Below are 24,685 nucleotides of genomic sequence, written 5' to 3' on the forward strand. Positions count from 1 at the left end.
CGCCCCTTTCTTGGGCATTCCTGCTTTCCTCTCCCCCTTCCCCCTCCCAAAGAAGACCAATATGCGCTGTTTTGGCGATTATTTATAATTTACACCCTTCTTTTTGTTTACTTCGCATAATCGAGGCGCAAGGTATAAATCATTGTGAAATCATCAGAACGCCGGCCATATCGCAAAATTTCCATTCCCCTTGCGCGCGGTATGGGCAAAAGCACAGAGCCCCGGCGGCACGCGCAACGCGGCCCCGGGGCAAATAAAGAGGGCCGGAACTTACGTTCCGGCCCTCGATGCCGCTCTTACATCTTATATAGGAGCAGTTTGGGTCTGTCATTACTTTTCGCTCTTCTCTTCAGCCTTAGCAACAGCAAGACGCTTTGCGTTAGCTTCCATACGGCTGCGGACTACGTCGACGAATACCGCCGCGATAATGATGGCGCCGATAACGATCAGCTGCAAGTCGGACGAAACGCCCAGCAGGTTACAGCCGTTGCGGATAACGGTGATCATGAACGCGCCGATCAGCGTGCCCCAAACGTTGCCCTTGCCGCCGAGGAAGGACGCGCCGCCGATGATACAGGACGCGATAGCATCCAGATCGCCTTCCTGCGATGCCAGCGGTACCGCAGAGTTCAGACGGCCGATGTACACGACGCCGGCCAGCGCGCAGAAGAAGCCGCTCAGCGCATAGCAGGTGATCTGTACATTATCGGTATTGATACCGGCCAGACGGGCCGCTTCCGAGTTGCCGCCGAAGGAGTAAATCTTACGGCCAAGCGGCGTCTTGGAAAGGAAGATGTGCATCAGAACAAATACAACGATCGTCAGGATAAACGAGAGCGGAATGCCAACAGGCTCCGCGGTGCCCACGGTCAGTACGCCCTTCGGGAAGCCGGCGATAGAAGCCGAGCCCATGATAACGAGCGTGATGCCGCGGTAGATGTTCTTGGTGCCCAGCGTTGCGATGAAGGGGTGAGGCAGGTGCAGCTTGGTCAGCAGCAGGCCGTTGATCATACCCGCTACCGCGCCGATGACCAGACAGATGACGATCAGGACGATCGAGTTGACCATCGTATCGGCGGAAAAGAATTTCTTCATCAATACGGCGGTCACGCCGGTCGAGATCGCGAGCAGGGAGCCCGCGGATAGGTCGATACCGCCAAGCAGGATAACGCACAACATGCCGACGCTCATCAGCGCCACGATCGGCACCTGACGCAGCAGGTTTAGGATGTTGGTCATGGTAAAGAAGTTGCCCTTGGTCGCGATGCCGAGCGCTACACAGATCAGCACCAGAGCAAGCAGCGGGCCGAGCTTGCCGAGAGCGTCCTTAAAGGACGATTTTTTCGTGGTTTCAGTCATTCCAAAGTTCCTCCCCATGCGGCTTTCATAATATCTTCCTGATTGAAGTGTTCGGAATCACGGTCGATCTTCGCCATGATTCTGCCGTGACGCATAACGATCACGCGGTCGCTCATGCCAAGGATCTCAGGCAGTTCGGAAGAGACCATCAGCACGGCTTTCCCCTTTTTGACCAGATCGTTCATGACGTTGTAAACTTCGATCTTTGCGCCGACGTCGATACCGCGCGTCGGTTCGTCGAAGATGTAGATATCCGCGTCCGTGTTGACCCACTTGCCGATAACGACTTTCTGCTGGTTGCCGCCCGAAAGCGAGCCGACCGGCGTTTCCAGCGTCGGCGTCTTGATGCGGTAGGTCTTAACGTTCTCTTCCGCTACCTTTCTGTGCTTGCTTTCATCGAGCAGCAAGCCCTTGCGGTCGCGGTCGATCGTGGCAAGGTGCAGGTTGTTCATGACCGATGCATCGAGGATCAAGCCCTCGCCCTTGCGGTCCTCCGTCAGGAACGCGATCTTGTTATGGATAGCGTCCGCCGGACGGACGATATTTACCTTCTTACCTTTAATGTAGATATCGCCGCTGTCGCGGATATCCGCGCCAAACAGCGCGCGCATGGTCTCGGTACGGCCCGCGCCGACCAGACCGGAGAAGCCGAGCACTTCTCCCGCGTATGCGGTAAAGCTAACATCATGCAGAACGCCCGCGCTGTTCATGTGCTCAATGCGGAGCATTTCCTCGCCCTTCTGGGCGAATTCCTTCGGGAACAGGTTGTCAAGGCTGCGGCCCACCATGTGGGAGATCAGCAGGTCCTTGGTCATTTCCTGTACCGGCGTGGTGGAGATCCATTTGCCGTCACGCATGACCGTGATATCGTCGCAGCACTCGAAGATCTCTTCCAGCTTATGCGAAACGAATACGATCGAAATGCCCTTATCCTTCAGCATCTTGATCGTTTTGAAAAGCTGTTCTACTTCCGACTCGGATAGAGACGAGGTCGGCTCGTCCATGATGATCAGCCGTGCATCCGAAAGGATGGACTTGCCGATCTCAATTGTCTGCTGCACGCCAAGGCCGAGCTTCGAGCATTCCGTACGGGGATCGACCGGCTGTCCGAGGTCGGCCATGATCTCCGCGGCGCGCTTGTGCATTGTCTTATAATCACACAGGGGTCCCTTGGTTTTGTAATAGTTGATAAACAGGTTGTCCGTGACGTTCAGTTCCTGAACGATGTTCAGCTCCTGATACACACAGCCGACGCCCGCGTGCTTTGCGACCATCGGGTTGGTCAGATGGACCTGCTTACCATCGATAAAGATCTGGCCCTTATCCGGCTGGTTTACGCCGGTAAAAACCTTGATGAGCGTACTTTTACCCGCGCCGTTTTCTCCGATCAGACCATGCACGGTACCCTTGCGCACCGTAAAGGACATATCATCCAGCGCGACAACACCAGGGAAGTATTTGGTGATATTCTTTAACTCCATGATTACTTCGTTCATAATGCCGCAATCACCTACTTTCGATAGATACGTTTTAAAAGGAAGCCGGGGGATATTACTCCCCCGGCATTGCCTTTCCCCATATAGTTCAAGACTTTCAGGGTAGCTGTTTCGTTCTTACAGTACTAAGTACGGATCAGCTCTCGCCTACCAGCTCCTTGAGGTTCGCTACGAAGTCGGCAGCGTTCTCCGCGCTGACCATCTCCGCGCCGGAATCGATGCGATCTTCGATCGTTTCGCCCTTGGCAAGCTTAACAGCGTTCTCAACGCCCAGCTGGCCCATCTTGTACGGGCTCTGCGCAACGGTACCGACCATTACGTCGCTGCCGCCGGCGATGATCTCGCAAACCGGGATCGTGCCGTCGAAGCCGATAACCGGAATGGTCTTGCCCGCGTTGGTGATTGCGCGCTCAGCGCCCTGCGCCATGGAGTCGGCGGTGGTGCAGACTACGTCAATGTTGTCGTAGCGGTTCATCAGGTCCTGCATGACGTTCATGCCCTTCTCAGCCTCGGAGTCGGCAGCCTTGATCTCAAGGATGTTGACGCCAGCCTCTTCCAGACCGGCCTTGAAGCCAGCTTCGCGCTGATCATGGGTGGTGTCGCCCGCACGGCCGCGCAGGATGATGGCATTCTTGCCTTCGCCTACGAGCTTGCCGGCGAAGTCGCCGCCGATTTTGCCGGCTGCTTCGTTACCGGTGCCGATAAAGGAAACCTTCTTGTCAAAGGTCGGCAGGTCGGTATCAACAGCGATAACCGGAATACCGGCATCGTCAGCCTGCTGCAGAACGGGGATAACGGTGTCCGGAGAGGACGGAGCCAGACAGAGCACGTCGATCTTCTGACCAACGAGGTTCTGGATCATGTCAACCTGAGCCTGCACGTCCGATTCCGAGTTCGGAGCGATGAAGTCCAGCTTAACGCCGAGGCGGTCAGCAGCTTCCTTCGCACCCGCCTGAACGAGTACCCAGTACTGGTCGGCCAAGCTCTTTACAACAAAGCCAACATGCACATCGCCGCCGGCGGCACTGTCGTCGCCGCCCTCAGCGCTGGTGTCCGGAGTCTTTGTGTCGTCGGTCTTGGCCGGTTCGCTGCCGCAAGCGGTCAGCGACAATGCCATGGCACCCGCCAACAGCATTGCAAGTAATCTCTTTTTCATTTTTCTTCCTCCTTGAGTGTTTTATATAAACCAACCGAGTGGTTCATATCGTCTCTTAGCGCGCCGCCACCCCTCACGGGAGGAATTATGTACTGCGGCTGCGCGCACGCATAGGGTTCACAGGGCGCCGTTCTTTGGGTCAGTTCACTCAGCCGATGCATATATGCACCAAATGAAAAGGGCGCCTCTTCTATAAAACGCCCACGCCGGCAAGCAGCCTAACCAAAATATTGCGGGTGCGGTTTTCACCGCCTGTCCCTGTTTATCGGTGCGCCCGGCATGTCCGGACAACACCCGCCCTCAAGCGTGCAATTAGCATATCATGTTCCATCGTCGTTTTGCCATACAATTATTGCGGCGATTACACCCTTTTAGGGTTGTTTTAAGCCTCTTCAAGAATGTCAATTTAGTAATCTTGCGTTTTTGGGCCTTTTACGGACTTGTAACCTCATCCCGTTCAGTAACTTGCACAAATAAATCTTAAATTTTTGTGCAACTTTTTCAAAGAATTCAAGCACTGTCCGGTTTTTCTCTTTCTTGCGAACAAAAGTTGCTCAAAACTTGTGCCTTTTTCGCATATGATATGGTATCCTTTTGATTTCTTGCGATTCCACCCGCCTGTTTTTTGGGGTTCGAGCGATTGACAAGTTTGCGCTGACGTGGTATAAAGTTAGCGCTATCTATTAAATCTTGCGGTATGGACAAGACCGTCCGCGCCGTCATCCGACTATAAAGGAGGTTTGCCACGTGATCCAGTGCTTTGCCGATTCTGCGTATCAGTCCAGTTTTGAGGCTGGGAAAACGCCCCGCTTGCTTTTCGCCAGCAAGATTGACTCGTCCTATTCTTCACACCCGCGCGTGCTGCACAAACACAACGATTCTTTAGAAATTCTATATGTTCGCTCGGGCACCGGCGTATATATCATTGAAGAAACGCGCTACGCCATCAAAGCAGGCGACATCATCATTTGCAATTCCGGGCGGCTGCACGACGAGGACCCCTCCTGCAGTCAGGATCTAAACACCCTTTGCATCTCGGTATCCGACGTCCACGTGATCGGCCTGCCGCAAAACCATTTGATCGACGCGCAATACTCCCCCGTTTTCCCCGCGGGCGAATCCGCCGAAATCGTCGGCTCGCTGATGACCATGATTCACAGCATGCTCGCGAGCGATCCCTCCGGCTCGGTGGAGACCTGTCAGCACCTTACCGTCGCTTTGCTGTGCAAGCTGCTGCTCGTCATCCGCAAGCACTGTGCGATCGCGGGCGATACGGTGCACACCCGTACTGATATCATTGTAGAACAAGTGAAGAGTTATATCAACACGCATTTTGACGAACCCTTCACTTTACAAGATATTTCCGATTCCATTCATGTAAGTCCATACCATCTTTCCCATGTTTTTAAGGCACAGACCGGTTATTCACCCATGCAGTACACGCTGCGCCGCCGTTTGGGCGAAGCGCAAAGCCTGCTGATCTCGACCGGGCTGACGATGACGGAAATCTCCGTCATGGTTGGTTTTGGCAATCCGTGCCACTTCAACACCATGTTCTCCAAATATATCGGCATGTCGCCCAGCAAATACCGCTCTTCCTATGTCGATCGGAAAAGCGGTGAAAAAATACCGGAAACGAGGAAGCTGTTATGACCTTATCACTTGCCGTTTATATCTTCATTATTATTTCCATTTCCTTTATCGTCAAGGGTCTGGCGGGCTTCGGCGATCCCCTGATCTCCAATCCGCTGCTCGCCATGCGGCTGGACAACAAGGACATCACCCCCGCCCTGCTTCCCGTTTCGCTCATTCTGAACGCCTTTATCGTGCTGAAAAACCGCGCGGCGTTTTCTCTGCGCGCCGTCGCGCCGATCGCTTTTTGGGTGCTGCTCGGCATCATCCCAGGCACGATGCTCCTCAAGCTCGGCGCGCCGTGGATCCTCAAGGTCGTGCTCGGCCTGCTGATCATCGGCCTGGGCATCGAGATGCTCACCCGCAAGGATACGGGCGATATGAAGCCCAATCCGGCCGTTCAGGCGATCATGAGCTTTCTCTCCGGCGTTACCGCGGGCCTGTTTGGCATCAATATGCTTTTCCTTATCTACTTAGAGCGCACCGCAAAGGGCCGTCAGGAATTTCGCGCCAATGTGTGCTTTGTCTTTTTTCTCGAAAATCTGTTTCGCACGATCGTTTACATCTATAACGGCATTTTCACCGCGTTCACATTACAGATCACGCTGGTCACCATTCCCGCGGCCTTCCTCGGCATGTGGATCGGCTCGCAGATCGACAAGCATATCGACGAAAAGCGCATCAAAAAATTGATCATCTATGTATTTATTCTCGGCGGCCTATCAACGCTGATCAAAGCGCTGCTGTTCCGCGCCTGATAGAGAGGACAATCCGAAACCGACATGAAGAAACAATCTTTTTTCGGGTCTCTTGTGCCCCGCGACCGTTTCATGGTGGGCAACCTTTTCTTTCTGTATTTGATCCAAGGTATATTTACCATCCTGATCGGCTCGATCCTGCCGATGATGAAAGCGGAATACGGACTGGACTACCGCATCGGCGGTTTTTTGATCTCGGCGCACTCCATCGGCAACCAACTCACCGCGCTGATCGCCGGTCTGGTGGCCCTTGGACTGGGCACCAAGCGTTCGCTCTTAATGTTCAACGCCATGCCCTTTATCGGTTTTGCGCTGACGCTGGTCACCGGCAATCCGCTGCTTTTGATTTTCGCGTTGCTGCTCACCGGCGTAGGCCGCGGCGCGATCAGCAATTATAACAATCAGATCATCAGTTCTCTTTCGGGGGGCTCGGCGGCGCCGCTCAACATGCTGCACGGGTTCTTTGCGATCGGCGCGGTCTCCGCGCCCTTTCTTGTGCTCTTTTGCACCCGGAACAGCGACCACGGCTGGCGGTATGCCGTCATTGCCATCATCGTGCTCGGCATCATCTCGATGATCTCCTCGCCCTTTATGAAAATGGACAGCGCGCCCAGCGCGGATTCCGCCGAGGGCGGCAGCTCATTCGGCTTTTTAAAGGACCGGCAGCTTTTACTGTCCGCCGCGATCATGTTTTTCTATCAATGCGTCGAGGCCTCGGTCATGGGCTGGATGGTCACCTACTACATCGATTCCGGCGTCGCCACACAGGATTCGGCGCAGCTTCTCACCTCGCTGCTTTGGGTGACGATCCTCATCGGGCGCTTCGCGTGTTCAGCGCTTGCCAGCCGCTTTTCATCCGCGCGTATCATCCTGTTTTTGTGCAGCGGCATCATCCTGTTCCTTATCGTTTTGCTTTTCTGCCACAGCCTTGTTCCCATGCTGTTCGGTACGATCGGCCTCGGCCTTTCACTTTCGGGCATGTACGGCACAACGGTCGCCAACGCGGGCGACGTTTTCGGTAAGTATCCGCTCGCCATGGGCGTATTCGTCACGGCCAGCGGCATCGGCGCGATCATTACGCCCTCGATCATCGGCGCGATCGCACAGCATACCGACATGCGCCTCGGCATGGGCGTATTGCTCTTCCCCGCCGTGATCGCCCTGCTGCTCGCCATCCGCAACCGGATAAAAAACCCCGGGTAAATTAAAAAAATCCTTCGGACAGCGCATAACCGTCCGAAGGATTTTTTTATTGGAAGCTCTGAAACACGCCCAGCGCGCCGTGCGAGGCGGCCAGCATGATCAGCCCCGCCGTGACCACGCCGCACAGAATGGAGAACAGCGCCTTGCCCTTGGGCATTTTCAGAATGGTCGCGATCAGCGCGCCAGACCATGCGCCCGTTCCGGGCAGCGGTATCGCAACGAACAGGAACAGACCGATGCGCGCGTACTTGGTGACTTTGTCGGTCTTGCTCAAAAGTTTGTTTTTATAAGCCGTGCCGAGCTTGGTGAACGGCCGCAGCGAGATCACCCAGTCGAGTATCTTTTCCCCGAAAAACAACAGAAACGGGATCGGCAGCATATTGCCGAGGTATGCGAGCGGCAACACGACATGCCACGGCAGTCCGGCCGCCACACCGAGCGGCACCGCGCCGCGCAGCTCCACCAGCGGCACCATGGAAATGATCGTTACCGCCAGCTCCGCGCCCGCGCCGAGCAGCCAGTTGAATAAATCGGCAAACATGTATTCCGTCCTTCCTTTTTTGCTGAAACTACTGCCTATAATACCCCAAAAACGTCTCAAGCACAAGCCTTTTCTGGAAATTTTACATTTGACATACCTCGTTCATCGAGGTATACTGTCCACACATAGAGTATCATAGGTTGCTTGGAGGTGTTTTTATGCCAAAGAGAAAAGAAGAGCCCGCGTTTGCGGGCAGCAATATCCTGCTCATCCTCGCCCTTCTTGAGGATGAGGATAAGTATGGCTACCAAATCATCCGCGAGCTGGAATGCCGTTCGGACAAAACCTTCTCCATGAAGGAGGGCACGCTTTACCCCATCCTGCACGGACTGGAAGAGCGCGGCGAGGTGCGAAGCTACGAACGCGAATCCGAAGCCGGCCGGCGACGACGGTATTACAAGCTGACGCGGCAAGGCGTTAAAACACTCGCCCGCTGCCGGCAGGAGTGGCAGGCCTTCTGCCGCCAGTTCGGCAAAGTGGTCGGGGGTGAAGCCTGTGTCGTCCTCTGAACGGATCGAGGCTTTCCTTACCCGCGTATGCGTCCACATCCGCTGGCGGCCCTACCGCGACCGTATCCGGCGCGAGCTGACCGACCATATCCTCACCCGCGCCGAATACCTGATGAACGATCGCGGCTTTAGCGAAAGCGAAGCCGTCGCGCAGGCCATCTGTATGATGGGCGACCCGGACGAGATCGGCGCCGCGCTGCACCGCGAAGGCCGTCCGCTACGCCGCATCCTTTTCGTGTGCTTCACCTGCGTAATCTGGGCGGGTATTCTTTGCTGCCTGATCATGCTGTTAAACTGTTTGATACGTTAAAGCGCGCTGTAACCAGTGATGGTACAGCGCGCTTTTTGTGTTTTACACGTCGATGATTTCTACCTTTTCCAGCTTGCCGCTCTTGAAAGAGCGGGCGGCGGCTTCCGCGATCAGCACGGCCTGCAGACCGTCAAAACCGGTGACGAGCGGCTGGGTTCGGTTTTCGATCGAAGCGGCAAAGGCGCGTAATTCGTCGAAATACGCTTCCTTGTAGCGCTCCGGAAAATGATAGGGCACTTTAGCGCCGTGATAGCCCGTTTCATTGAACAGCCGCACGTTGTTCTCATACACGTTATCATCCATTACGCAGCCCTTGGAGCCGAGCGCTTCAATCCGCTGGTCGTGGCCAAAGCTCGAACGGCGGCTGACTTCCAGAATTCCGATGGCGCCGTTTGCAAACTTGAGCACCGCATGGCCGCTGCCCACGTCGCCGTATTCGCTGATCTGCGGATCGCACACCGAGGTGCCGGTCGCAAACACCTCGACTACCTCGCTGCCGGTTAGGAAGCGCGCCATATCAAAATCGTGGATCATAAAATCGACAAAGATACCGCCGGATTCCTGAATGTACTTCATGGACGGGGGCGCGGGATCGCGCGAGGTGATCTTCAGCACCTCCACATCGCCCACGCGGCCCTCGGCGATCATGCGCTGCATGCTGCCGTGGTGCAGATCAAAGCGGTGGTTAAAGCCGATCTGAAGGATCACGCCTTCTTCCTTGACCGCCTTCAGCGCTTCGCGGATGCGGGGCACGTCGTGGTCGATCGGCTTTTCGCAGAACACATCCATCTTTTTGCGGGCGGCGCGGATGATCAAATCGGAATGCGTCTCCGTGACTGAGCTGATGATGACCGCGTCGATGGTGGGATCGTTAAACACCTCGTCCGGGTCGCGCGTAAACTTGGGCAGGCCCATTTCCAGAAGCTCCGCTTCCTGCTCCGCGGTCAGGTATGGGTCCATGCCGGTAACGACTTCAAATTCCTTCATGGTAAGGATATTGCGGGTGTGCATTTTGCCGATACGTCCGACGCCAAGCATGGCAACGCGAATTGACTTTTTCATTGCGATAGCACTCCTTTTATTGATCAATACTCGATTTGTACCGGATGATTTTCACGGAAGGACTGCGTGGTCGCAAAGGCCATGCGGCCCTTTGGTGATCTGTTCAAAATGCATCACGCTCGGCGTAACGATCGCGACCGCGTCGATATCCGCCTTTTGCAGCATTTTATCATAATCCGTATAGGTATCTGCTATGCCGAATTGTTCGCGGGCGCGCGTAAGCTCCGTTTCGACCGGCGAGCAGGCCGAAGCGAGCTGTACGCCGGGAATGCGAAACGCCAGATTCGCCGCATGCACGCTGCCCAGCCGCCCAACCCCGCAATGCCGATTTTGATTTGCTCCATCGCAATTTCCTCCCGTTATTCCACCGGCATCCAGACACTGTCCCGCCGGTCGCTTTCCACGCAGGCATGAACGAATTTTAACCCGCGCACGCCGTCCTCCACCGTCGGGAAGGTAAAGCTTTCCGGCTCGCGGCCTTGCTTACGGGCCAGCAGCACCTCGCAGAACGAACGGTAGATGTTGCCGAACGCCTCAAACAAGCCTTCCGGATGGCCGGGATTGGTGCGGCTCAGGCGAATGGATTCCTCGTAGTTGTACGGACTTGCCGCCGAATAATACTGCACCGGCCCGCCAAGGCGGGTGAACTTGAGCCGTCCCGCGTCCTGATGCTGCCATTCGATCGCGCCCTTGGTGCCGAACACGCGCAGCTTGATATCGCACTCGTGCCCGATGGCGATCTGCGAAGCCCACAGAAGGCCGGTCACATTATTGGGATACTGGCACAGAATGGTGGTGTTGCTCTCCATTTTCAGGTCGCGCGGAATATGGTCAAACCGCGCCAGCACGCGCTCGGGCGAAAGGCCTGTGGCCGCTTTAACCAGATATTCGATATGGGTGCCGATATCGGCCGTTGCCTGTGATTCGCCCGCCCGCGCGGGGTCGAGCCGCCACATCGCGTTGGCGCTGTTTTCCTGCACCAGCGCGAGCGCCAGCCACTCCTGCGGGTATTCCGCGTTAATATAAGTGATCTCGCCCAGCTCGCCGTGCTCGATCAGCTCGCGCGCCTGCCGGATCATGGCATAGCCGGAATAGGTATAGGTAACGCCGAACAGCAGGTTCCTTTCCTTGGCGATCCGGGCCAGCTCCTCGCCCTCTTCCACGGTAAAGGCCAACGGCTTGTCGCAAACGATATGGATGTTCTGCTCCATAAACGCCTTGGCGATCTCGTAATGCGTATCGTTCGGCGTGACGATCACGACGAAGTCGAGCCTGTCGTCTCCCGTGCGCGCGCCCTCTTCCGCCGCCATGGCGCGGTAATCGGGATACAGGCGGGTCAAATCGCGTATGCCCCATTCCTCCGCCTGCGCACGGTTTTTTTCCTCATGGCGGCTAAAGCAACCAGCCGTCAGTTCGCATTTGTGGTCCAGCAGCGTGCCGCGCATATGTACCGGGCCGATCCCTCCGCCTGCGCCGCCGATCATACCGAATTTGAGTTTCATGCAACTGCCTCCTTCATTTTATGCGCTTCAGTGAACCGTTTTATTTCTTATCAAAATTTGTTCGATTTTTTCTATCTGTCTGCATTATACTATTCCTGATTTCTCCTGTCAATACGTGAATAATGCACAAGCTTTCCGATTATTTATCATGCATCTTTTTTATTTTTTCGCTTTATATTTTGATTTTGTTCGATTTATTTTTATAATATTTGATTTTCTTTCGATGCATTCACACTTTAAATTTCCGTTCCCTATGCAAAACAGCAAGAAAAAAAGGACGCTTGCAAACTTGTTTGCAAGCGTCCTTCAGGCTGTCAAAAACAATTTTCAATTTTATTACGCGCTGCGGCACGAAGGGTTTTTTGACAGTCTGTAGTCCTAATCAATGCGCCTTTTTTCCTTGCCGCACAAAGGCAAGGATATGCAGCACCGCCTGCACGGCGCAGCCGGCTAAAATAATGCCGAAGGAGATCACGCCCGCCTCCTTGAGGACGAGGCTGCCCATATGCGTAAAACGCTCCGTATCCCCACTGACCAGTGCGAGCGTCGTGTAATACAGATCGCCGCCCGGCACCAGCGGCACCATCATGGGCACCATCAGCGTCAAAACGGGTGTGCGAAGCACGCGTGCGGTCACTTCCGCCACGGCGGCTGTTGCCAGCGCTGCCACAAAAAAAGCGAACACGCGGCCCCCGGTCAGCTCAAACGCCACCAGATAGGCGATCCAATCGAGCGCGCCGCCAAGGCCGATCGCGACCAGCTTGCTGCCCGGCACGTGAAACAGCCAGCCGAACCCAATGGCGCCGATCAGCGCCATCAGCACTTGGACCACATAGCTTATCTCCATCACGCGCCCCCTCCGAACCGCATCAGCACCAAGGCGCAGCCGCCCGCGATCGCCAGCGCGCGCAGCAGCGCTTCGCACGCGCCCATCAGGCCGCTGATCGTATCGCCGTTTATCACATCCCGCAGCGCCGTGACCAGCGCAATGCCGGGAATGAGCAGCATGATGTTGCCAATGATGATCTTATCCACATTTTGCCCAACGCCGATTTGCGTCAGCCCTACCGCCAGCAGACACATCGCGGCGGAGGCCACGATCGTCAGCACGACGGGCTGTAGCTGCACCCGCGCGCCGCCCCGCATCACGGCATAAAGCAGCAGGCTGCAAACCATCGCCGCCAGACCGTCCCACGCGGAGCCGCCGAAAAACACGGCAAAGGAGCCCGCGATAACCAGATACGCCATGACCTGCGACAGTGCAGAGCCCGCCGGGGCAGCGGCGATCGCGGCGATGCGGCCCCGCAGCACCGCCAGCGGCAGCGGCGCGGCGCAGACCTCGCGCGAAAGGGCGTTTACCTGCTCGATCCGCCGCATGTCGGTATCGCGTCGGGTGACGCGGCGGGTCTGCGTATAGACAGCGCCGTCTTTATGGCGCGCCGTAACAATCACGCTTGCCGTAATGGTGAGCACATCGGCCCGTTCAAAGCCATAGGCAACAGCCATGCGGCTCATTGTGTCCTCTACACGGCTCACCTCGGCGCCCGAGGTAAGCAGCATTTCGCCCGCGTCCAGAATGCAGCTGAGTATTTGCTCGCTGTTTTCCATCTCCCGTTCCCCTTTGATATGTTATAGCAGCGGCGCGAACAGCCGCAGAACCGACGCCGCGATCGACCGCAGCCACGGCACGCGCCGCAGCCATGCGTCGTCCACGATGCGGCATTTGTTGATCGTTTCGAGCACATCCTCCTTGACCGCATGCACCACGGAGCTATCGTAGAAACAGGTGGCGCACTCAAAGTGCAGGAAGAAGGAACGGAAATCCATATTTATCGTGCCGACCACCGCGGTATCGTCGTCTGAAACAATGCACTTGGCGTGCAGGAAGCCCGGCGTATATTCGTAGATCTTAACGCCCGCGCGGTGCAGCTGCTGATAGTACGACCGCGTGATCAGATACACCAGCTTTTTATCCGGGATGCCTGGCGTGAGAATGCGCACATCGACGCCGGACTGCGCCGCAATGGTCAGCGCAGTGATCATCTCGTTATCCAGCACCAGATAGGGCGTGGTGATATATACATACTCGCGCGCGGTGTGGATGATCTGCAAATAGACCGATTCGCTGATGTTTAAGTCATCCAGCGGGGAATCGGCAAAGGGCTGCACGTAGCCGTCCGCCGGCAGCTTGACCGTGGGCAGGTACGCGTCGAGCGGCGGCACAGGCTCGCCGGTGGCGTATTCCCACATTTGAAGGAAGAGCGAGGTCATGCTTGCTGTGCCTTCGCCCCGCAGCAGGATGCCGGTATCCTTCCAGTGTCCGAAGCGCACCTTTTCATTAATATATTCATCCGCCAGATTGATACCACCCATATATCCCACGTTGCCGTCAATGATCATCATCTTTCGGTGGTTGCGGTAATTTAAATAGGTGTTCAGCGTCGGAATAAAGCGGTTGAACCGCACGGCACGGATGCCCAGCGTGCCGAGATAGCGGTCATAATTCGTGGGCAGCGTCGCGATACAGCCCACATCATCGTAGATCAGGCGGATATCAACGCCCTCGCGAACCTTTTCACTGAGGATCGAAAGGACGCGGTCCCACATGATCCCCTCTTCCACGATGAAGTACTCCATATAAATGAAGCGGCGGGCTTTTTTCAGTTCCTCGCACATGGACTCGAACATTTCTTCGCCCACGCGGAAATAGTGCGCTTCCGTATTGGTCCAAGCGGGCATGCCGTCTAAATTCTGGATATAGCGCGCACGGGACGCGTGGCGGGGATTGTCCGCGGCCAGCGCCTCGGTCGCCGGATGCCGCATGTATTCATTAAAATCAGGCGGCTGGGGCTCGTACTTATGCTGGGTGCGCGCGCGGTTGAACGGTGTGTTGCCCCACAGCAGATAAAACAGGCCGCCAAACAGCGGCAGCGTCAAAATAATTACGATCCACGATATTTTATACGTAGGGTTGTCATATTTTCGCACCAGCCAGATCACTATAATAATACTGAGGACCACGAGCGCGCGCGGCATCCACAGCCATTTCTCGCTGAGCAGCCCCACGCCGAACATAACGATGACCAACTGGATGAGGACCAGCAAACCTCCCACAACACGTCGGTCGCCCAAAAAGCGGCCTAACAATTTACGCATGGCGCGCCTCCCTTCTACGAATTCTTCTCCAAATATCATGATATCGCACGAAATGCCAAAAGTCAACGCGCGCATTGCCGAACAGGCAAAACTATGGTAAAATAAAGCGAAAGTTAAATTTACCACCTCGGGAGGAAACAAATATGCCCCATACCCCGGTCCCGGCTCAGGAACTTACCAGCCGGCTCACCCGTCTGCGTGCTGAAATGCACCGCCACCATCCGGATTGGCACATGATCATTCTGGACAATAAGATCGATCTTTATTACTTTACCGGCACCATGCAGGAGGGCGCGCTCGTCGTCACCCCCGACGAAGCCGTGCTGTTCGTCCGCCGCTCCTTCGACTGCGCGAAGCGTGATTCGCTCTTCGCGGATATCCGGCCCATGGGCGGATTCCGCGCGCTGCGCGAAGCATTTCCGCAGGTGCCCGAAACCGTATTTTTCTCCACCCGCACCATGACGCTGCAAAAGCTTTCCATGCTGCAAAAGCACCTGCCGTTTACCGCCTATCTCTCGGCCGACCATGTGCTTTCCGCCCTGCGCGCGGAAAAGAGCGAATACGAACGCGCCTGTATGAGAAAATCAGGCGAGATCCACGCGCATGTGATCGAAACGCTCGCCCCCGCTCTGCTGCGCGAGGGTGTGAGCGAGGCGCGGCTCTGCGGCGAGATCTGCACCGCGCTGCTGGAACAAGGCGGCATGGGCATTTCGCGCTTCAACCAGCCTGCGGCGGAGGATGTGCTCGGCGTGTGCAGCTTTGGGGAAAACGGTTTGCGCGAGGCCGCGCTTGATTCTCCGAGCGGCACGGTCGGCACCTCGATCGCCATGAAATCCATCGGTTCGTCCGAGCGGCGCCTGCAAAACGGCGAACCCATCCTGCTCGATATCCCCTGCGGTTTTCGAGGCTATCACACGGATAAAAGCATTTCCTTCTTCTTCGGCCGCCTTGCCGATCATCCGCAGGGCGATCTGATCCGCGCGGCGCACGAGCACTGCGTCTTTTTGGAATACGAGATCGCCTCCATGCTGACGGCGGGCGCGGCGCCCGCTGAGATTTATGAAAAGGTGCTCGCCATCGTCGATTCCCGCTTCCGCGAGGGCTTCATGAACGGCGCTAAATTCCTTGGCCATTCCATCGGGCTGACGATGGACGAAACGCCCGTGCTCGCCCCCGGCTTTACCACACCGCTCGCGGCCGGCATGACGATCGCGGTGGAACCCAAAATCGCGCTCCCCGGCATTGGCCTGATCGGCACGGAAAACACTTATGAAGTCGTCAGTCATGGCCCCGCGCCGTCACTGTCCGGCGCGTGCCAAACGCTATTTGAAATCAGCGGCTGAAACATGCCGCGGAAAAGAGGAAAACCGCTATGTATCCATTTGTTTTGGTGACCGACTCCACGATCGACGAATCCGCCTCATATTTTGAAACGCACGATATCAAATGTGCGCCGCTCTCCTTTACCATTGACGGACGCACCATTGAGGAGGATTGCGGACAGACCGTGTCCTTCCACCAGTTTTACGATCTGCTGCGGCAGGGCAAAAAGTCCGTCACCTCGCAAGCCAAGCTGGAAACCTTTTTGCAGATTTTCCGCGATGCGCTGAACGCCGGGCAGGACGTGCTGTATATCGGCTTTTCCTCCGGCCTTTCCGGTACGTTTCAGGCTGGCTGCATGGCGCGGGACGAGCTCGCCCCCTCCTATCCCGATCGCAAGATCGTCTGTGTGGACACGCTCTCCGCAACCGGCGGCGAGTTTTTGCTGCTTGACCGCGCGCGCGAGCTGCGCGACAGCGGCTGCACCGTGGAGGTGACCGCCGAAGCCATCCGCCAAATGCGCCTGCACATCATCCACCTGATTACGGTAAACGATCTGGAGCATCTGCACCGCGGCGGCCGCCTTTCCAAAACGACCGCGGTGGTCGGCGGACTGCTCGGCATCAAGCCGATCATTTGGGTCAATAACGAAGGCAAGCTGGGCGTCGGCCACAAGGTACGCGGGCGTCAAAAAGCCATTGAATACCTCGGCAGCCGCGCGCTGCGCGAAATGACGGACAAAAAGCAGATCGTCCGCATCTGCCACGGCGATTGTATAGAGGATGCCGAGGCGCTTGCCGCCTATCTGCTCGAGCATGGCGCCGTTCGGTCGGAGATCCGCTATTGCGGCACCGTGATTGGCACGCATGCCGGTCCGGGCATCCTTGCGGTCTTCTTTATCGGCGGCGAGCGCAAGGCGGAGTAACTTTACCGCGGTATCCGAAAAAAGGATTTCCATATTTTTAAACAAAAAGCACCACATAATGTGAATTATGTGGTGCTTTTGCCGGTTAATTATACTTTTAGGCCCTTAAATTCCCTTTCAGTTTTGTGTCTTTTTCACAAAAATACAAGCAAACCCGGTTGCAATATTAGAGGGCCTGTGCTACAATGCAAATGAACTCATAATAAAAACACCACATAATTCACATTATGTGGTAACCAAACGGCAAACTCTTTGAATAGCAGGGCCGCAACGCCACGGCGGTTAGCACCGCTGTGCGCGGAAGCCCCAGCCGCCGTTGTCGTTTGCCAACAATAAGGGGTGGGGGGGTTGATGCCGTCTGAAACTGGTAAGGCAATGGCAAACTAATGAATTCAGAACGGAGTGATTCAATGAAGTTACACAGAAAACTGGCCGGGCTGGTCTCGGCCGCGGTCGTGCTGTCCTCGCTGAGCGTGGGCGCGTTCGCCGCCTCGCCGTCGGACTTTGCCGACATGCCGAGCGACTGGTCGCGCCCCGCCTTGGAAAACGCGATTAACAACGGCCTGCTGAACGGTTCGGACGGCAAGATCAACGCCTCCGGCCTGCTCACCCGCGCGGAACTGGCCGCTATCGTCAACCGCGCCTTCGGCGCGACCAAGACGGCGGATATCTCCTCTTATACCGATGTTCCGGCGAGCGCTTGGTACTATGCGGATATGCAAAAGGCCGTACATATGGGCACCTTTGAGGGCTCGAACGGCAAGCTTAGCCCGGCCAGCGCCATCACCCGGCAGGAAGCGTTCACCGTGCTGGCGCGCGCGTTCAGCCTTGCGGACGGCAGCGCTTCTTCCCTCTCGAAGTTCTCGGACGCCTCGGCTGTTTCCTCGTGGGCCAAGGGCCCGGTCGCGGCGCTTACCGAGGCGGGCTATGTGAACGGTTCGGGCGGCAAACTCAATCCGACCGCTTCGATCACCCGCGCGGAGTTCGCGCAGATCGCGGACAACCTCGTTTCCGCCTACCTGCCCAAGGAATACACGGGCACGGCGGACGGCAACGCGATGGTGCGTGAAGCGGGCGCGGTGCTCGACAAGGCCGACATCAAGGGCGATCTGATCCTTGGCGACGGCGTGGGCGACGGCAACGTCACCATTCGGGACAGCAAGGTTTCCGGCCGTCTGGTCGTTCGCGGCGGCGGCGTACACTCGATCATTATTTCCGGCTCGACCGAGATCGGCACGGTCGTTGTTTCCAAGGTAGACGGCAACGTGCGCGTCGCGACCGAGGGCAACGCCAAGGTGCAGACCATCGTTGTAGACGACGGTAAGGACGATGTGATCATCGAAGGCACGGTAGGCAAGGTCGAAATCGCTTCGGCGAACGTGCCGGTTGTGCTGCAAAACGCCAAGGTGGACGAGGTCGTCGTCTCCGCGGCGGGTGCGGATGTGACCGTGGACAAAAACTCCACCGTTAAGACCGTGACCGTGGACAGTGCCGCCGCGAACACGGCGCTGACCGTAGCAGGCAAGGTAGACACCGTGGCCGTACAGGGCGATAACGCGACCGTGACCGCCGAAAAGGGCGCGACGATCGCCAAGGTACAGACCGCCGCCGCGAACACCGAAGTCAAGGGCGACGGCAAGGTGACCAAGGTAGAGGCGCAGGCAGGCTCGACCGGCGCGAAGGTAACGACCCCCGGCACCTCCATCACCGTTGATAAAGGCGCGGACGCGGTCAAGACCGATAAGGGCACGGTAGAACCCGGCAAAACCGGTTCGACCAGCGGCACGACCACCGGCGGCGGTGGCGGCGGCGGTGGCGGTGGTTCTTCCGCACCGTCCGCTGAATCGCTCCGTGCCGATCTGCTGGCCGCGGTCAAAGCCAAGATTCCGGAAGTTAACGATAACATGGACTATGCCACTCTGCTAGATCCTGAAGCGGTGGAAAACAGCGATATTTACGAAGTAAGCGTGGATGTAGAGATCTACGACGTAACCAAGGGTCTCGCCAGCGTGGCACAGGATGTGCTCTCGCCCGTTATTAAAATCGTGCAGGACTACGGCCAGATTACCACGATCAAGATCGCGGATTCTGACAATATCTCGATCGCGGCGGACAATGCCGATTTGAGCACCCAGATCATTTCTGCCATAAAGGGCTGGATTCCGGGCGGCAAAACGCTGGCCGATGTAGTAGGCAAGGATTTGACCGTTACCTTAAACGGTTCAAGCCGCGGCACGGACTACAGCGTTCCTTACACGCTGCATTTCAAGGATATGTCCGATGCTGCGATCAACGGGCGCGCACAGGAAAGCATGAAGGCTGTATTCGACCAGTTGACCGATGTAGCTACCAGCGAGTGGGCCGATAACACGCTGACCGTCAACATTACCGATGGCGACAAGTCCGTTAAGGACGTTTACACCATCATGAGCGACACGCTGGCTATTGAGCTGGCCAAGTATAATGATTTCACGACGCTGAAGATCGGCGAAAGTGATGCGCTGACCTACGATCAGATCAAGGATAAGGATCTGGTTGCGCTGGTCGCAGCGATCAAGAACTCCGGTCTGATGGACGGCGATAAAAAGGTTGGCGGCAACACCAAGCTTTCCGTTCTCAATGCGCAGAAGGTGGACGTAGTCGTCACCTCGCGCGGCGGTCACGAATACAAATATACCGTAGCATTTGTATATACCACCGCTTAAACTAAGCCTCCTTGCTCCAGAGCCCGGGGAAACGCTTTACGGCTTTCCTCGGGCTTTTTTACTAAATGAAATCGGGGGAATACGAAATGAAACCTATCGGCAAAAAACTTATCAGCTTGCTTCTCTCCGCTTGCCTTCTCACTGGCATGGCGCCCGCGCTGGCGGTAACCGATGCTAAAGTTGCTGATCTTGAATGCACTGATACTATCCAACAAAACGATCCCGCGCCCACTAATGTTACAATCCAGTACTATACCGATGCAGATACCGCTGATTACAGCGGCCTGATTACCTACAGCGATACCGATATAACGGCGACCTTCAAAAACAATGCCAACCGGAAGGGATACTCTTGGGAAAAAGCTGATTTTAACCATAATGGCCATGTGGTATGGCAAAGCGATAACACCGCCGGTGTTACTTCTGCATTAGCCATTGGTTTTGACAAAGAGTGTTACCTAGTATATGACTATGTATTAGCCTCAAAAGACGCTTCCACATTTAATCATTATATGACACCTGATTTATCTAAAACCTCATTTCGAGGCGCAAAATATTATAGTAAAATTCCTAGTGACAATCGCATTGACTTTTCTGATGTCGCCTCACTTTCCAATGCCGAATGGCAGACCGCAGTGATTGATTTATCAGAATTTAATGCGCTTAAGCCAAACTTATGGCTAGAGCATATACATAATTCACAGGATTCCAATACAGTTGGCCGGGCTTTTATTTCTAATATACGTATCTATTCATCTGTTGATAGCCTACCCGACCCATATAAGGCCACGATCAATTTAAAATTTCACGAAAACCATGGTGAAATGACACTTTTTGGACATAACGACGACTTCGGATACGATTTCTTCGCGCCATGTTCAACAGTCGTCCCCCTTTATTCATCTTGTGACCTATATTTTTGGCCCGATAGTAACGATGTTTCCATGCATGGATGGACTGTTACAAACAGCAAGGGTGAAGCAGTAAATCAGTTTGATTCTAGCCAAGACAAAAAATTTACTGGGTGGCTTATCACAGACCCCGATACCTATGATGCCATTTTCTCCTCTGAATGGTTTACCCCCACACCAGACAAAATAGAACTTTTGACGCGTGAAAACGAATCGGGCAGTTGGGTGCCTGCCAGTGGCAGTGACAGCCTAACTACACAGGACAATTGGTGGTCGCAAGCCTATGGTACAGATCAAGATCGTCAATGGCAAGTCAAAGTTACACCGGGTGAAACACAGTATGACAGTATTGCAATCGTTGATAACGGCTCCAAAACCGTTTTATCCGCTCCTTTTAGCTACGAATTGACACCGGGTAGTCAACTCCATAATATTGAAGTGCTCTGCACGCAAGGCGCGAGCGATACGTTTGTTCGCACCATAGCTATTTGGCCTACGATACTGTTTGAACAGGCGTGGGACTTTTCCGAAAGTGATCTTAATATCGACAACAACAGCCCAATCGATTTATATCACAACAAAGCCTTTCCATGGCAATACGATCCCTCGGCCAGCACGCCAGATCGCACTGTTTTCACCACGACTAACAGGATTGCGCACGATGGGGAACTTTTCCCGGAATCTAACTTAAAACTTCACGCAAAGCATACCGGACTTTTATCCTTCGATTATCTGGTCGATGGCGGCGACCGAAACACTTTTACTGTGAAGAGCGACAATGTCCAGCAACTTTCTATCAGTGGTAAAAAAGGCTGGACGCATTTCGAGCTTCCGATCGAAGTAGCATCCTCCAATACACCAAAGTCTATCGAAATCAACTACGAAAATATGGATGCAGGTACTGTTCCTAATTCTTATGCCGCACTTTCTAACCTGAAATACGAAGTGGGTACTAAAAGTATTATACTCAATGTTTCTAAGGGCGGCACAGTGAGTGGCCTTGAGCCGGGAACGAACGCAATCTCGATTGGTACTCTCATAACGCTTACAGCCTCTCCCACCGGCAACAACCAATTTCTCGGCTGGTTGGACGCGGAAAACAATCTGCTATCCGCTGAAGCCACCTATTCTTTTGTCGCGCGAAAGGATCAATCCATTACCGCCTTATTCGCCGATCCCGGCGGAAGCATTGCACAGGCGGGCCTGAACCTTTACGACAGCTTACCCGAAGCGTTTGAAGCGCTTTCACAAACCGGCGGTACCGTGCGCCTGCTGCACGATTATACGCTGCCGGAAAATATCACGGTGCCCGCGGGCGTAACCCTTCTAATTCCTTATGCCCAAACCGACACCGGCTACAATGCTTCCACCGGCTATAATCCGGACGGCACCGAAACCAAGCCGAACACCGGTGTTTCACCGAACGCCAAGCGGTTTTGCACGCTAACGGTCCCCGCCGATAAAACGCTCACCATCAACGGCTCGGTACTGGTCAACGCCGTAACAGGCCGACCCGCGGCAGGACACTACGATATGGATGTGACCGGCGGCTTTGCGCAGATCAACCTTGCGGGCAGCATAGACGTTTCGTCCGGCGGCTTATTGGACGTATGCGGCTATATAAAAGGCAGCGGCACCGTCACCGCTCTGCCCGGCGGCGAGATACGCGACCTGTATGTGGTACGCAACTGGCGCGGCGGTTCGCAGGCCTTCGAGGTATTCCCCGAGGTTTATCCGATGAATCAGGTGGATATGCATAACATCGAGGCGAAGACCGTGATTCAGGCGGGCGGCAGCCTGACCGGCACAGTGAAAATGAACGCTTCCGGTAGCTACTATTACACCCGATTTCCGCAGGTCGATCCGAAAAACGGCTTAATCCGGCAACATACCGGATCGGTTGTCAAGACCTATGACCCGAATACGGACCGTGAAAAACTAGTGCTTTCCGGCGGCGGTTCGATCGAGTCCAGCACACTCGAGATCGTCGGCATGGATCTGAGCACCTCCAGCTTCCTTTACCCCATCGACGGCGATATGGATTTTATTCTGACTTCCGGTGCGTGGACGGTAAACGAGCGTCTAAAATTTATGCCGGGTGCAAGCATCACCGTGGCGGACGGCGCTTCGCTTACCGTTTCTGATAAAACCGCAAAATCTGGCGCCGCCAATCAAATGGTGCTATATGACAGCTTCCAGCCCGAGGATCCCAAGAACACCAGCACAACAGCCTACCCCAAGGATCGCGGTCCGTCCATATTGACGCTTCAGGGTGGCGCGGCGCTCACCCTCTCAGGCGCGTTCGGCGGTGCGGTGCAAGTGGACGGCACCGCTACGGCGGACAAGCCGGTACGTATTGCCACCGCGCCGAACACCGCTATGACAGTGACGACGCTTGAAGCCAACGGTTACTGTAACGGTACCCGCGAGCTCACCTTCCCGGCAACGCTGAACGGCCTTGCTATGACGGCGGATGAAGCCTATAAGTGCTATTTTGAAAACGGCACGCTTGTGCTGAAAAACAAAGCCGAGCAGGGGTTCGAGGACGCGTGCGCCCGATTGGACGCGGCCGCTTACGCGGACACCTCGGTTGCCGGCGAGGAGGCGCTCGCCGCCTATGTCAAGGGCCTTGCGGAGACCGCGGTCAATGACAGATCGATCGCCGTCACCGTTACGCAGGTATCCTATACCGCGCCGGTGGGCGGTACTTCCGAAAAGCCGGAAGGGGTAAACGGCAGCTATACCTTTACTTCTTCCCTTGCCGCGGGCGAAAAATCCTACACCGCCGCGCAGAAAACCATTGCCGTGCTGGCCGAGCCCTATCACCGTCCGAGCGGCGGCGGTTCCGGCGGCGGTGGCGGCGTCAATACCAACACCTCCAAAGGCGATACGACGACAGGGGCGGACGGTTCCGTCACCACGACGGTCACCGATCCAACTACCGGCACAGTTACCGAGACCACGAAATCTACGGACGGCTCCACAACAGTAACGGAGACCCAAAAGGACGGCACCATAACCGAAACCGTCAAGGAAAAGGACGGCTCGACCAGCGAAACCGTAACAAAGCCCGATGGTTCCGTTACCGCCAAGACGGAGACCGCTTCCGGTATCAAATCCGAAGCAAGCGTTACAGCGGACGGCACGGCCGAAGCGGCGGCCACCGTTCCCGCAAAAGCGATCCCACAGGACCAGCCGCTTTCCATTGAAACCCCGGCAGGCTCGATCACGCTGCCGCCTGAATTGCTTAGCACGGTGGCAAACGCGAAGGAGCTATTACTCTCCGTGTCGGTCACGCCTGCCGCAAACGATTCAGCGGGAAATGTCGCCACCATCCGCCTATCCGTAAAGGCGGACGGCAAAGCCGTTACCGGCCTTGGCAGTATCACGCTGCGCGTACCGGTGGGCAAGCTGCTGATCCCCGACACCAGCACGCCGCTGGCGGACGGCAAGACCGCCGCTAGCGTGCAGGTTACGCAGCCCTCGTTGATCGTAAGGGCGGACGGCACGCTGCTGCCCGGCGCCTATGTCACAGGCGACACGCTGGTCGTCACCCTGACGGGCGACGCCACGCTGACCCTTTCGGAGAACGCAAAGGACTTTTCCGATGTGCCCGCGGATCACTGGGCGCACACCGCCGTTGCCTTTGCCACGGCGCGCGAGCTGTTCAGCGGCACCGGCGAACACACGTTCAGTCCCGGCAGCGACATGACGCGCGCCATGCTGATGACCGTGCTGGCGCGTCTGGACGGGCAAGACGTATCCGGCGGCGCGACCTACTACGAAAAAGCCATGGTATGGGCGCAAAACGCAGGGATATCGGACGGTAAGAACGCCCTTTCCCCCATCACCCGCGAACAGCTCGCCGCCATGCTGTACCGCTACGCGGGCAGCCCGGCCGTAAACGATGCGGCGCTGTCCTTTGCGGATGCGGCGCAGGCGTCCTCTTATGCCGGAAGCGCGCTGCGCTGGGCCGTGGACGAGGGCCTGCTCACCGGCAAGCCCGGTGGCCTGCTCGACCCCAAGGCTTCCGCCACGCGCGCCGAGGTATCCGCCATCCTGATGCGGTATCTGGTCCAATAAACTTGACAAGGCATACAAAAAGCCCCGCGCGACTGCGCGGGGCTTTTTGTATATGAT

At 56.0% G+C, this 24,685-nt stretch carries 20 protein-coding genes; 9 read left to right on the forward strand and 11 right to left on the reverse strand.

The window, feature by feature from the left end:
* Positions 1-330 precede the first annotated feature (330 nt).
* From NE562_RS02200 to NE562_RS02210, 3 genes are all read right to left on the reverse strand, one after another.
* Positions 331-1,359 (reverse strand): ABC transporter permease, encoded by a 1,029-nt coding sequence (locus NE562_RS02200; protein WP_280960757.1) that lies wholly within the window; start codon positions 1,357-1,359, stop codon positions 331-333.
* A complete protein-coding gene (locus NE562_RS02205) occupies positions 1,356-2,855 on the reverse strand; it encodes a sugar ABC transporter ATP-binding protein (protein ID WP_280960758.1) in 1,500 nt (499 codons plus the stop codon). Before NE562_RS02205 ends, NE562_RS02200 begins: the two co-directional genes overlap by 4 nt.
* Before the next feature lie 136 nt (positions 2,856-2,991).
* A complete protein-coding gene (locus NE562_RS02210) occupies positions 2,992-4,011 on the reverse strand; it encodes a sugar ABC transporter substrate-binding protein (protein ID WP_280960759.1) in 1,020 nt (339 codons plus the stop codon).
* 747 nt (positions 4,012-4,758) lie between these two features.
* Here NE562_RS02210 and NE562_RS02215 point away from each other — a divergent pair.
* Genes NE562_RS02215 through NE562_RS02225 form a run of 3 tightly spaced genes read left to right on the forward strand, consistent with a single transcriptional unit; the run spans position 4,759 to position 7,604 of the window.
* On the forward strand, positions 4,759-5,664 hold the full coding sequence (locus NE562_RS02215; RefSeq protein WP_280960760.1) for an AraC family transcriptional regulator: 906 nt from the start codon (positions 4,759-4,761) through the stop codon (positions 5,662-5,664).
* Positions 5,661-6,401 carry a sulfite exporter TauE/SafE family protein gene (locus tag NE562_RS02220; protein WP_280960761.1) on the forward strand — a complete coding sequence of 247 codons (741 nt, stop codon included), beginning with the start codon at positions 5,661-5,663 and terminating at the stop codon, positions 6,399-6,401. Before NE562_RS02215 ends, NE562_RS02220 begins: the two co-directional genes overlap by 4 nt.
* 24 nt (positions 6,402-6,425) lie before the next feature.
* Positions 6,426-7,604 (forward strand): MFS transporter, encoded by a 1,179-nt coding sequence (locus NE562_RS02225; RefSeq protein ID WP_280960762.1) that lies wholly within the window; start codon positions 6,426-6,428, stop codon positions 7,602-7,604.
* A gap of 46 nt (positions 7,605-7,650) precedes the next feature.
* Here NE562_RS02225 and NE562_RS02230 read toward each other — a convergent pair whose 3' ends face one another.
* Entirely contained in the window at positions 7,651-8,145 is a 495-nt protein-coding gene (locus NE562_RS02230; protein WP_280960763.1) for a COG2426 family protein, read from the reverse strand.
* A gap of 158 nt (positions 8,146-8,303) precedes the next feature.
* Here NE562_RS02230 and NE562_RS02235 point away from each other — a divergent pair, with 158 nt between their 5' ends.
* Positions 8,304-8,654, forward strand: a complete 351-nt coding sequence (locus NE562_RS02235; RefSeq protein ID WP_280960764.1) for a PadR family transcriptional regulator — start codon at positions 8,304-8,306, stop codon at positions 8,652-8,654.
* Positions 8,641-8,964: a permease prefix domain 1-containing protein gene (locus NE562_RS02240; RefSeq protein WP_280960765.1), complete on the forward strand. Its 324-nt coding sequence runs from the start codon at positions 8,641-8,643 to the stop codon at positions 8,962-8,964. The genes NE562_RS02235 and NE562_RS02240 overlap by 14 nt, the downstream gene beginning before the upstream one ends.
* Before the next feature lie 42 nt (positions 8,965-9,006).
* Here the strand turns inward: NE562_RS02240 and iolG are convergent, their stop codons facing one another.
* The 6 genes from iolG to cls all read right to left on the reverse strand — a co-directional run bounded on the left by iolG (position 9,007) and on the right by cls (position 14,684).
* Positions 9,007-10,026 carry an inositol 2-dehydrogenase gene (gene iolG, locus NE562_RS02245; protein ID WP_280960766.1) on the reverse strand — a complete coding sequence of 340 codons (1,020 nt, stop codon included), beginning with the start codon at positions 10,024-10,026 and terminating at the stop codon, positions 9,007-9,009.
* A 51-nt stretch (positions 10,027-10,077) separates the two neighbouring features.
* Positions 10,078-10,446 carry a Gfo/Idh/MocA family oxidoreductase gene (locus NE562_RS02250; protein WP_419195982.1) on the reverse strand — a complete coding sequence of 123 codons (369 nt, stop codon included), beginning with the start codon at positions 10,444-10,446 and terminating at the stop codon, positions 10,078-10,080.
* Positions 10,386-11,528, reverse strand: coding sequence for a Gfo/Idh/MocA family protein (locus tag NE562_RS02255; RefSeq protein ID WP_280960768.1), 1,143 nt, complete (start codon positions 11,526-11,528; stop codon positions 10,386-10,388). The genes NE562_RS02250 and NE562_RS02255 overlap by 61 nt, the downstream gene beginning before the upstream one ends.
* A 382-nt stretch (positions 11,529-11,910) precedes the next feature.
* The gene (locus tag NE562_RS02260) at positions 11,911-12,375 is read right to left on the reverse strand and encodes a threonine/serine exporter family protein (protein WP_280960769.1); all 465 of its coding nucleotides are present in this window, start codon (positions 12,373-12,375) and stop codon (positions 11,911-11,913) included.
* Complete coding sequence (locus tag NE562_RS02265; RefSeq protein ID WP_280960770.1) at positions 12,375-13,136, reverse strand: threonine/serine exporter family protein; 762 nt, start codon at positions 13,134-13,136, stop codon at positions 12,375-12,377. The genes NE562_RS02260 and NE562_RS02265 overlap by 1 nt, the downstream gene beginning before the upstream one ends.
* Positions 13,137-13,157: 21 nt before the next feature.
* A complete protein-coding gene (gene cls, locus NE562_RS02270) occupies positions 13,158-14,684 on the reverse strand; it encodes a cardiolipin synthase (RefSeq protein WP_280960771.1) in 1,527 nt (508 codons plus the stop codon).
* Positions 14,685-14,827: 143 nt separating this feature from the next.
* Here cls and NE562_RS02275 point away from each other — a divergent pair, with 143 nt between their 5' ends.
* The 3 genes from NE562_RS02275 to NE562_RS02285 all read left to right on the forward strand — a co-directional run bounded on the left by NE562_RS02275 (position 14,828) and on the right by NE562_RS02285 (position 19,634).
* On the forward strand, positions 14,828-16,027 hold the full coding sequence (locus NE562_RS02275) for a M24 family metallopeptidase (RefSeq protein WP_280960772.1): 1,200 nt from the start codon (positions 14,828-14,830) through the stop codon (positions 16,025-16,027).
* Positions 16,028-16,056: 29 nt separating this feature from the next.
* Positions 16,057-16,929 (forward strand): DegV family protein, encoded by an 873-nt coding sequence (locus tag NE562_RS02280; protein WP_280960773.1) that lies wholly within the window; start codon positions 16,057-16,059, stop codon positions 16,927-16,929.
* A gap of 410 nt (positions 16,930-17,339) precedes the next feature.
* Positions 17,340-19,634, forward strand: coding sequence for an S-layer homology domain-containing protein (locus NE562_RS02285; protein WP_280960774.1), 2,295 nt, complete (start codon positions 17,340-17,342; stop codon positions 19,632-19,634).
* Here NE562_RS02285 and NE562_RS02290 read toward each other — a convergent pair.
* A complete protein-coding gene (locus NE562_RS02290) occupies positions 19,631-20,020 on the reverse strand; it encodes a hypothetical protein (RefSeq protein ID WP_280960775.1) in 390 nt (129 codons plus the stop codon). The two genes, NE562_RS02285 and NE562_RS02290, sit on opposite strands and share 4 nt — an antisense overlap.
* A gap of 1,515 nt (positions 20,021-21,535) precedes the next feature.
* Between NE562_RS02290 and NE562_RS02295 the strand changes: the two genes are divergently transcribed.
* On the forward strand, positions 21,536-24,628 hold the full coding sequence (locus NE562_RS02295) for an S-layer homology domain-containing protein (RefSeq protein ID WP_330645824.1): 3,093 nt from the start codon (positions 21,536-21,538) through the stop codon (positions 24,626-24,628).
* Positions 24,629-24,685: the final 57 nt, after the last annotated feature.

This window comes from Butyricicoccus faecihominis, from assembly GCF_024462775.1.
Lineage (GTDB): Bacteria > Bacillota > Clostridia > Oscillospirales > Butyricicoccaceae > Agathobaculum > Agathobaculum faecihominis_A.

Coding starts and splice junctions, on each gene's coding strand:
- iolG (WP_280960766.1), bottom strand. CDS start 10,026: ATGAAAAAGTCAATTCGCGTTGCCATGCTTGGCGTCGGACGTATCGGC.
- NE562_RS02220 (WP_280960761.1), top strand. CDS start 5,661: ATGACCTTATCACTTGCCGTTTATATCTTCATTATTATTTCCATTTCC.
- NE562_RS02290 (WP_280960775.1), bottom strand. CDS start 20,020: ATGGCCATTATGGTTAAAATCAGCTTTTTCCCAAGAGTATCCCTTCCG.
- cls (WP_280960771.1), bottom strand. CDS start 14,684: ATGCGTAAATTGTTAGGCCGCTTTTTGGGCGACCGACGTGTTGTGGGA.
- NE562_RS02275 (WP_280960772.1), top strand. CDS start 14,828: ATGCCCCATACCCCGGTCCCGGCTCAGGAACTTACCAGCCGGCTCACC.
- NE562_RS02210 (WP_280960759.1), bottom strand. CDS start 4,011: ATGAAAAAGAGATTACTTGCAATGCTGTTGGCGGGTGCCATGGCATTG.
- NE562_RS02200 (WP_280960757.1), bottom strand. CDS start 1,359: ATGACTGAAACCACGAAAAAATCGTCCTTTAAGGACGCTCTCGGCAAG.
- NE562_RS02285 (WP_280960774.1), top strand. CDS start 17,340: ATGAAGTTACACAGAAAACTGGCCGGGCTGGTCTCGGCCGCGGTCGTG.
- NE562_RS02280 (WP_280960773.1), top strand. CDS start 16,057: ATGTATCCATTTGTTTTGGTGACCGACTCCACGATCGACGAATCCGCC.
- NE562_RS02230 (WP_280960763.1), bottom strand. CDS start 8,145: ATGTTTGCCGATTTATTCAACTGGCTGCTCGGCGCGGGCGCGGAGCTG.
- NE562_RS02225 (WP_280960762.1), top strand. CDS start 6,426: ATGAAGAAACAATCTTTTTTCGGGTCTCTTGTGCCCCGCGACCGTTTC.
- NE562_RS02265 (WP_280960770.1), bottom strand. CDS start 13,136: ATGGAAAACAGCGAGCAAATACTCAGCTGCATTCTGGACGCGGGCGAA.
- NE562_RS02205 (WP_280960758.1), bottom strand. CDS start 2,855: ATGAACGAAGTAATCATGGAGTTAAAGAATATCACCAAATACTTCCCT.
- NE562_RS02260 (WP_280960769.1), bottom strand. CDS start 12,375: ATGGAGATAAGCTATGTGGTCCAAGTGCTGATGGCGCTGATCGGCGCC.
- NE562_RS02255 (WP_280960768.1), bottom strand. CDS start 11,528: ATGAAACTCAAATTCGGTATGATCGGCGGCGCAGGCGGAGGGATCGGC.
- NE562_RS02235 (WP_280960764.1), top strand. CDS start 8,304: ATGCCAAAGAGAAAAGAAGAGCCCGCGTTTGCGGGCAGCAATATCCTG.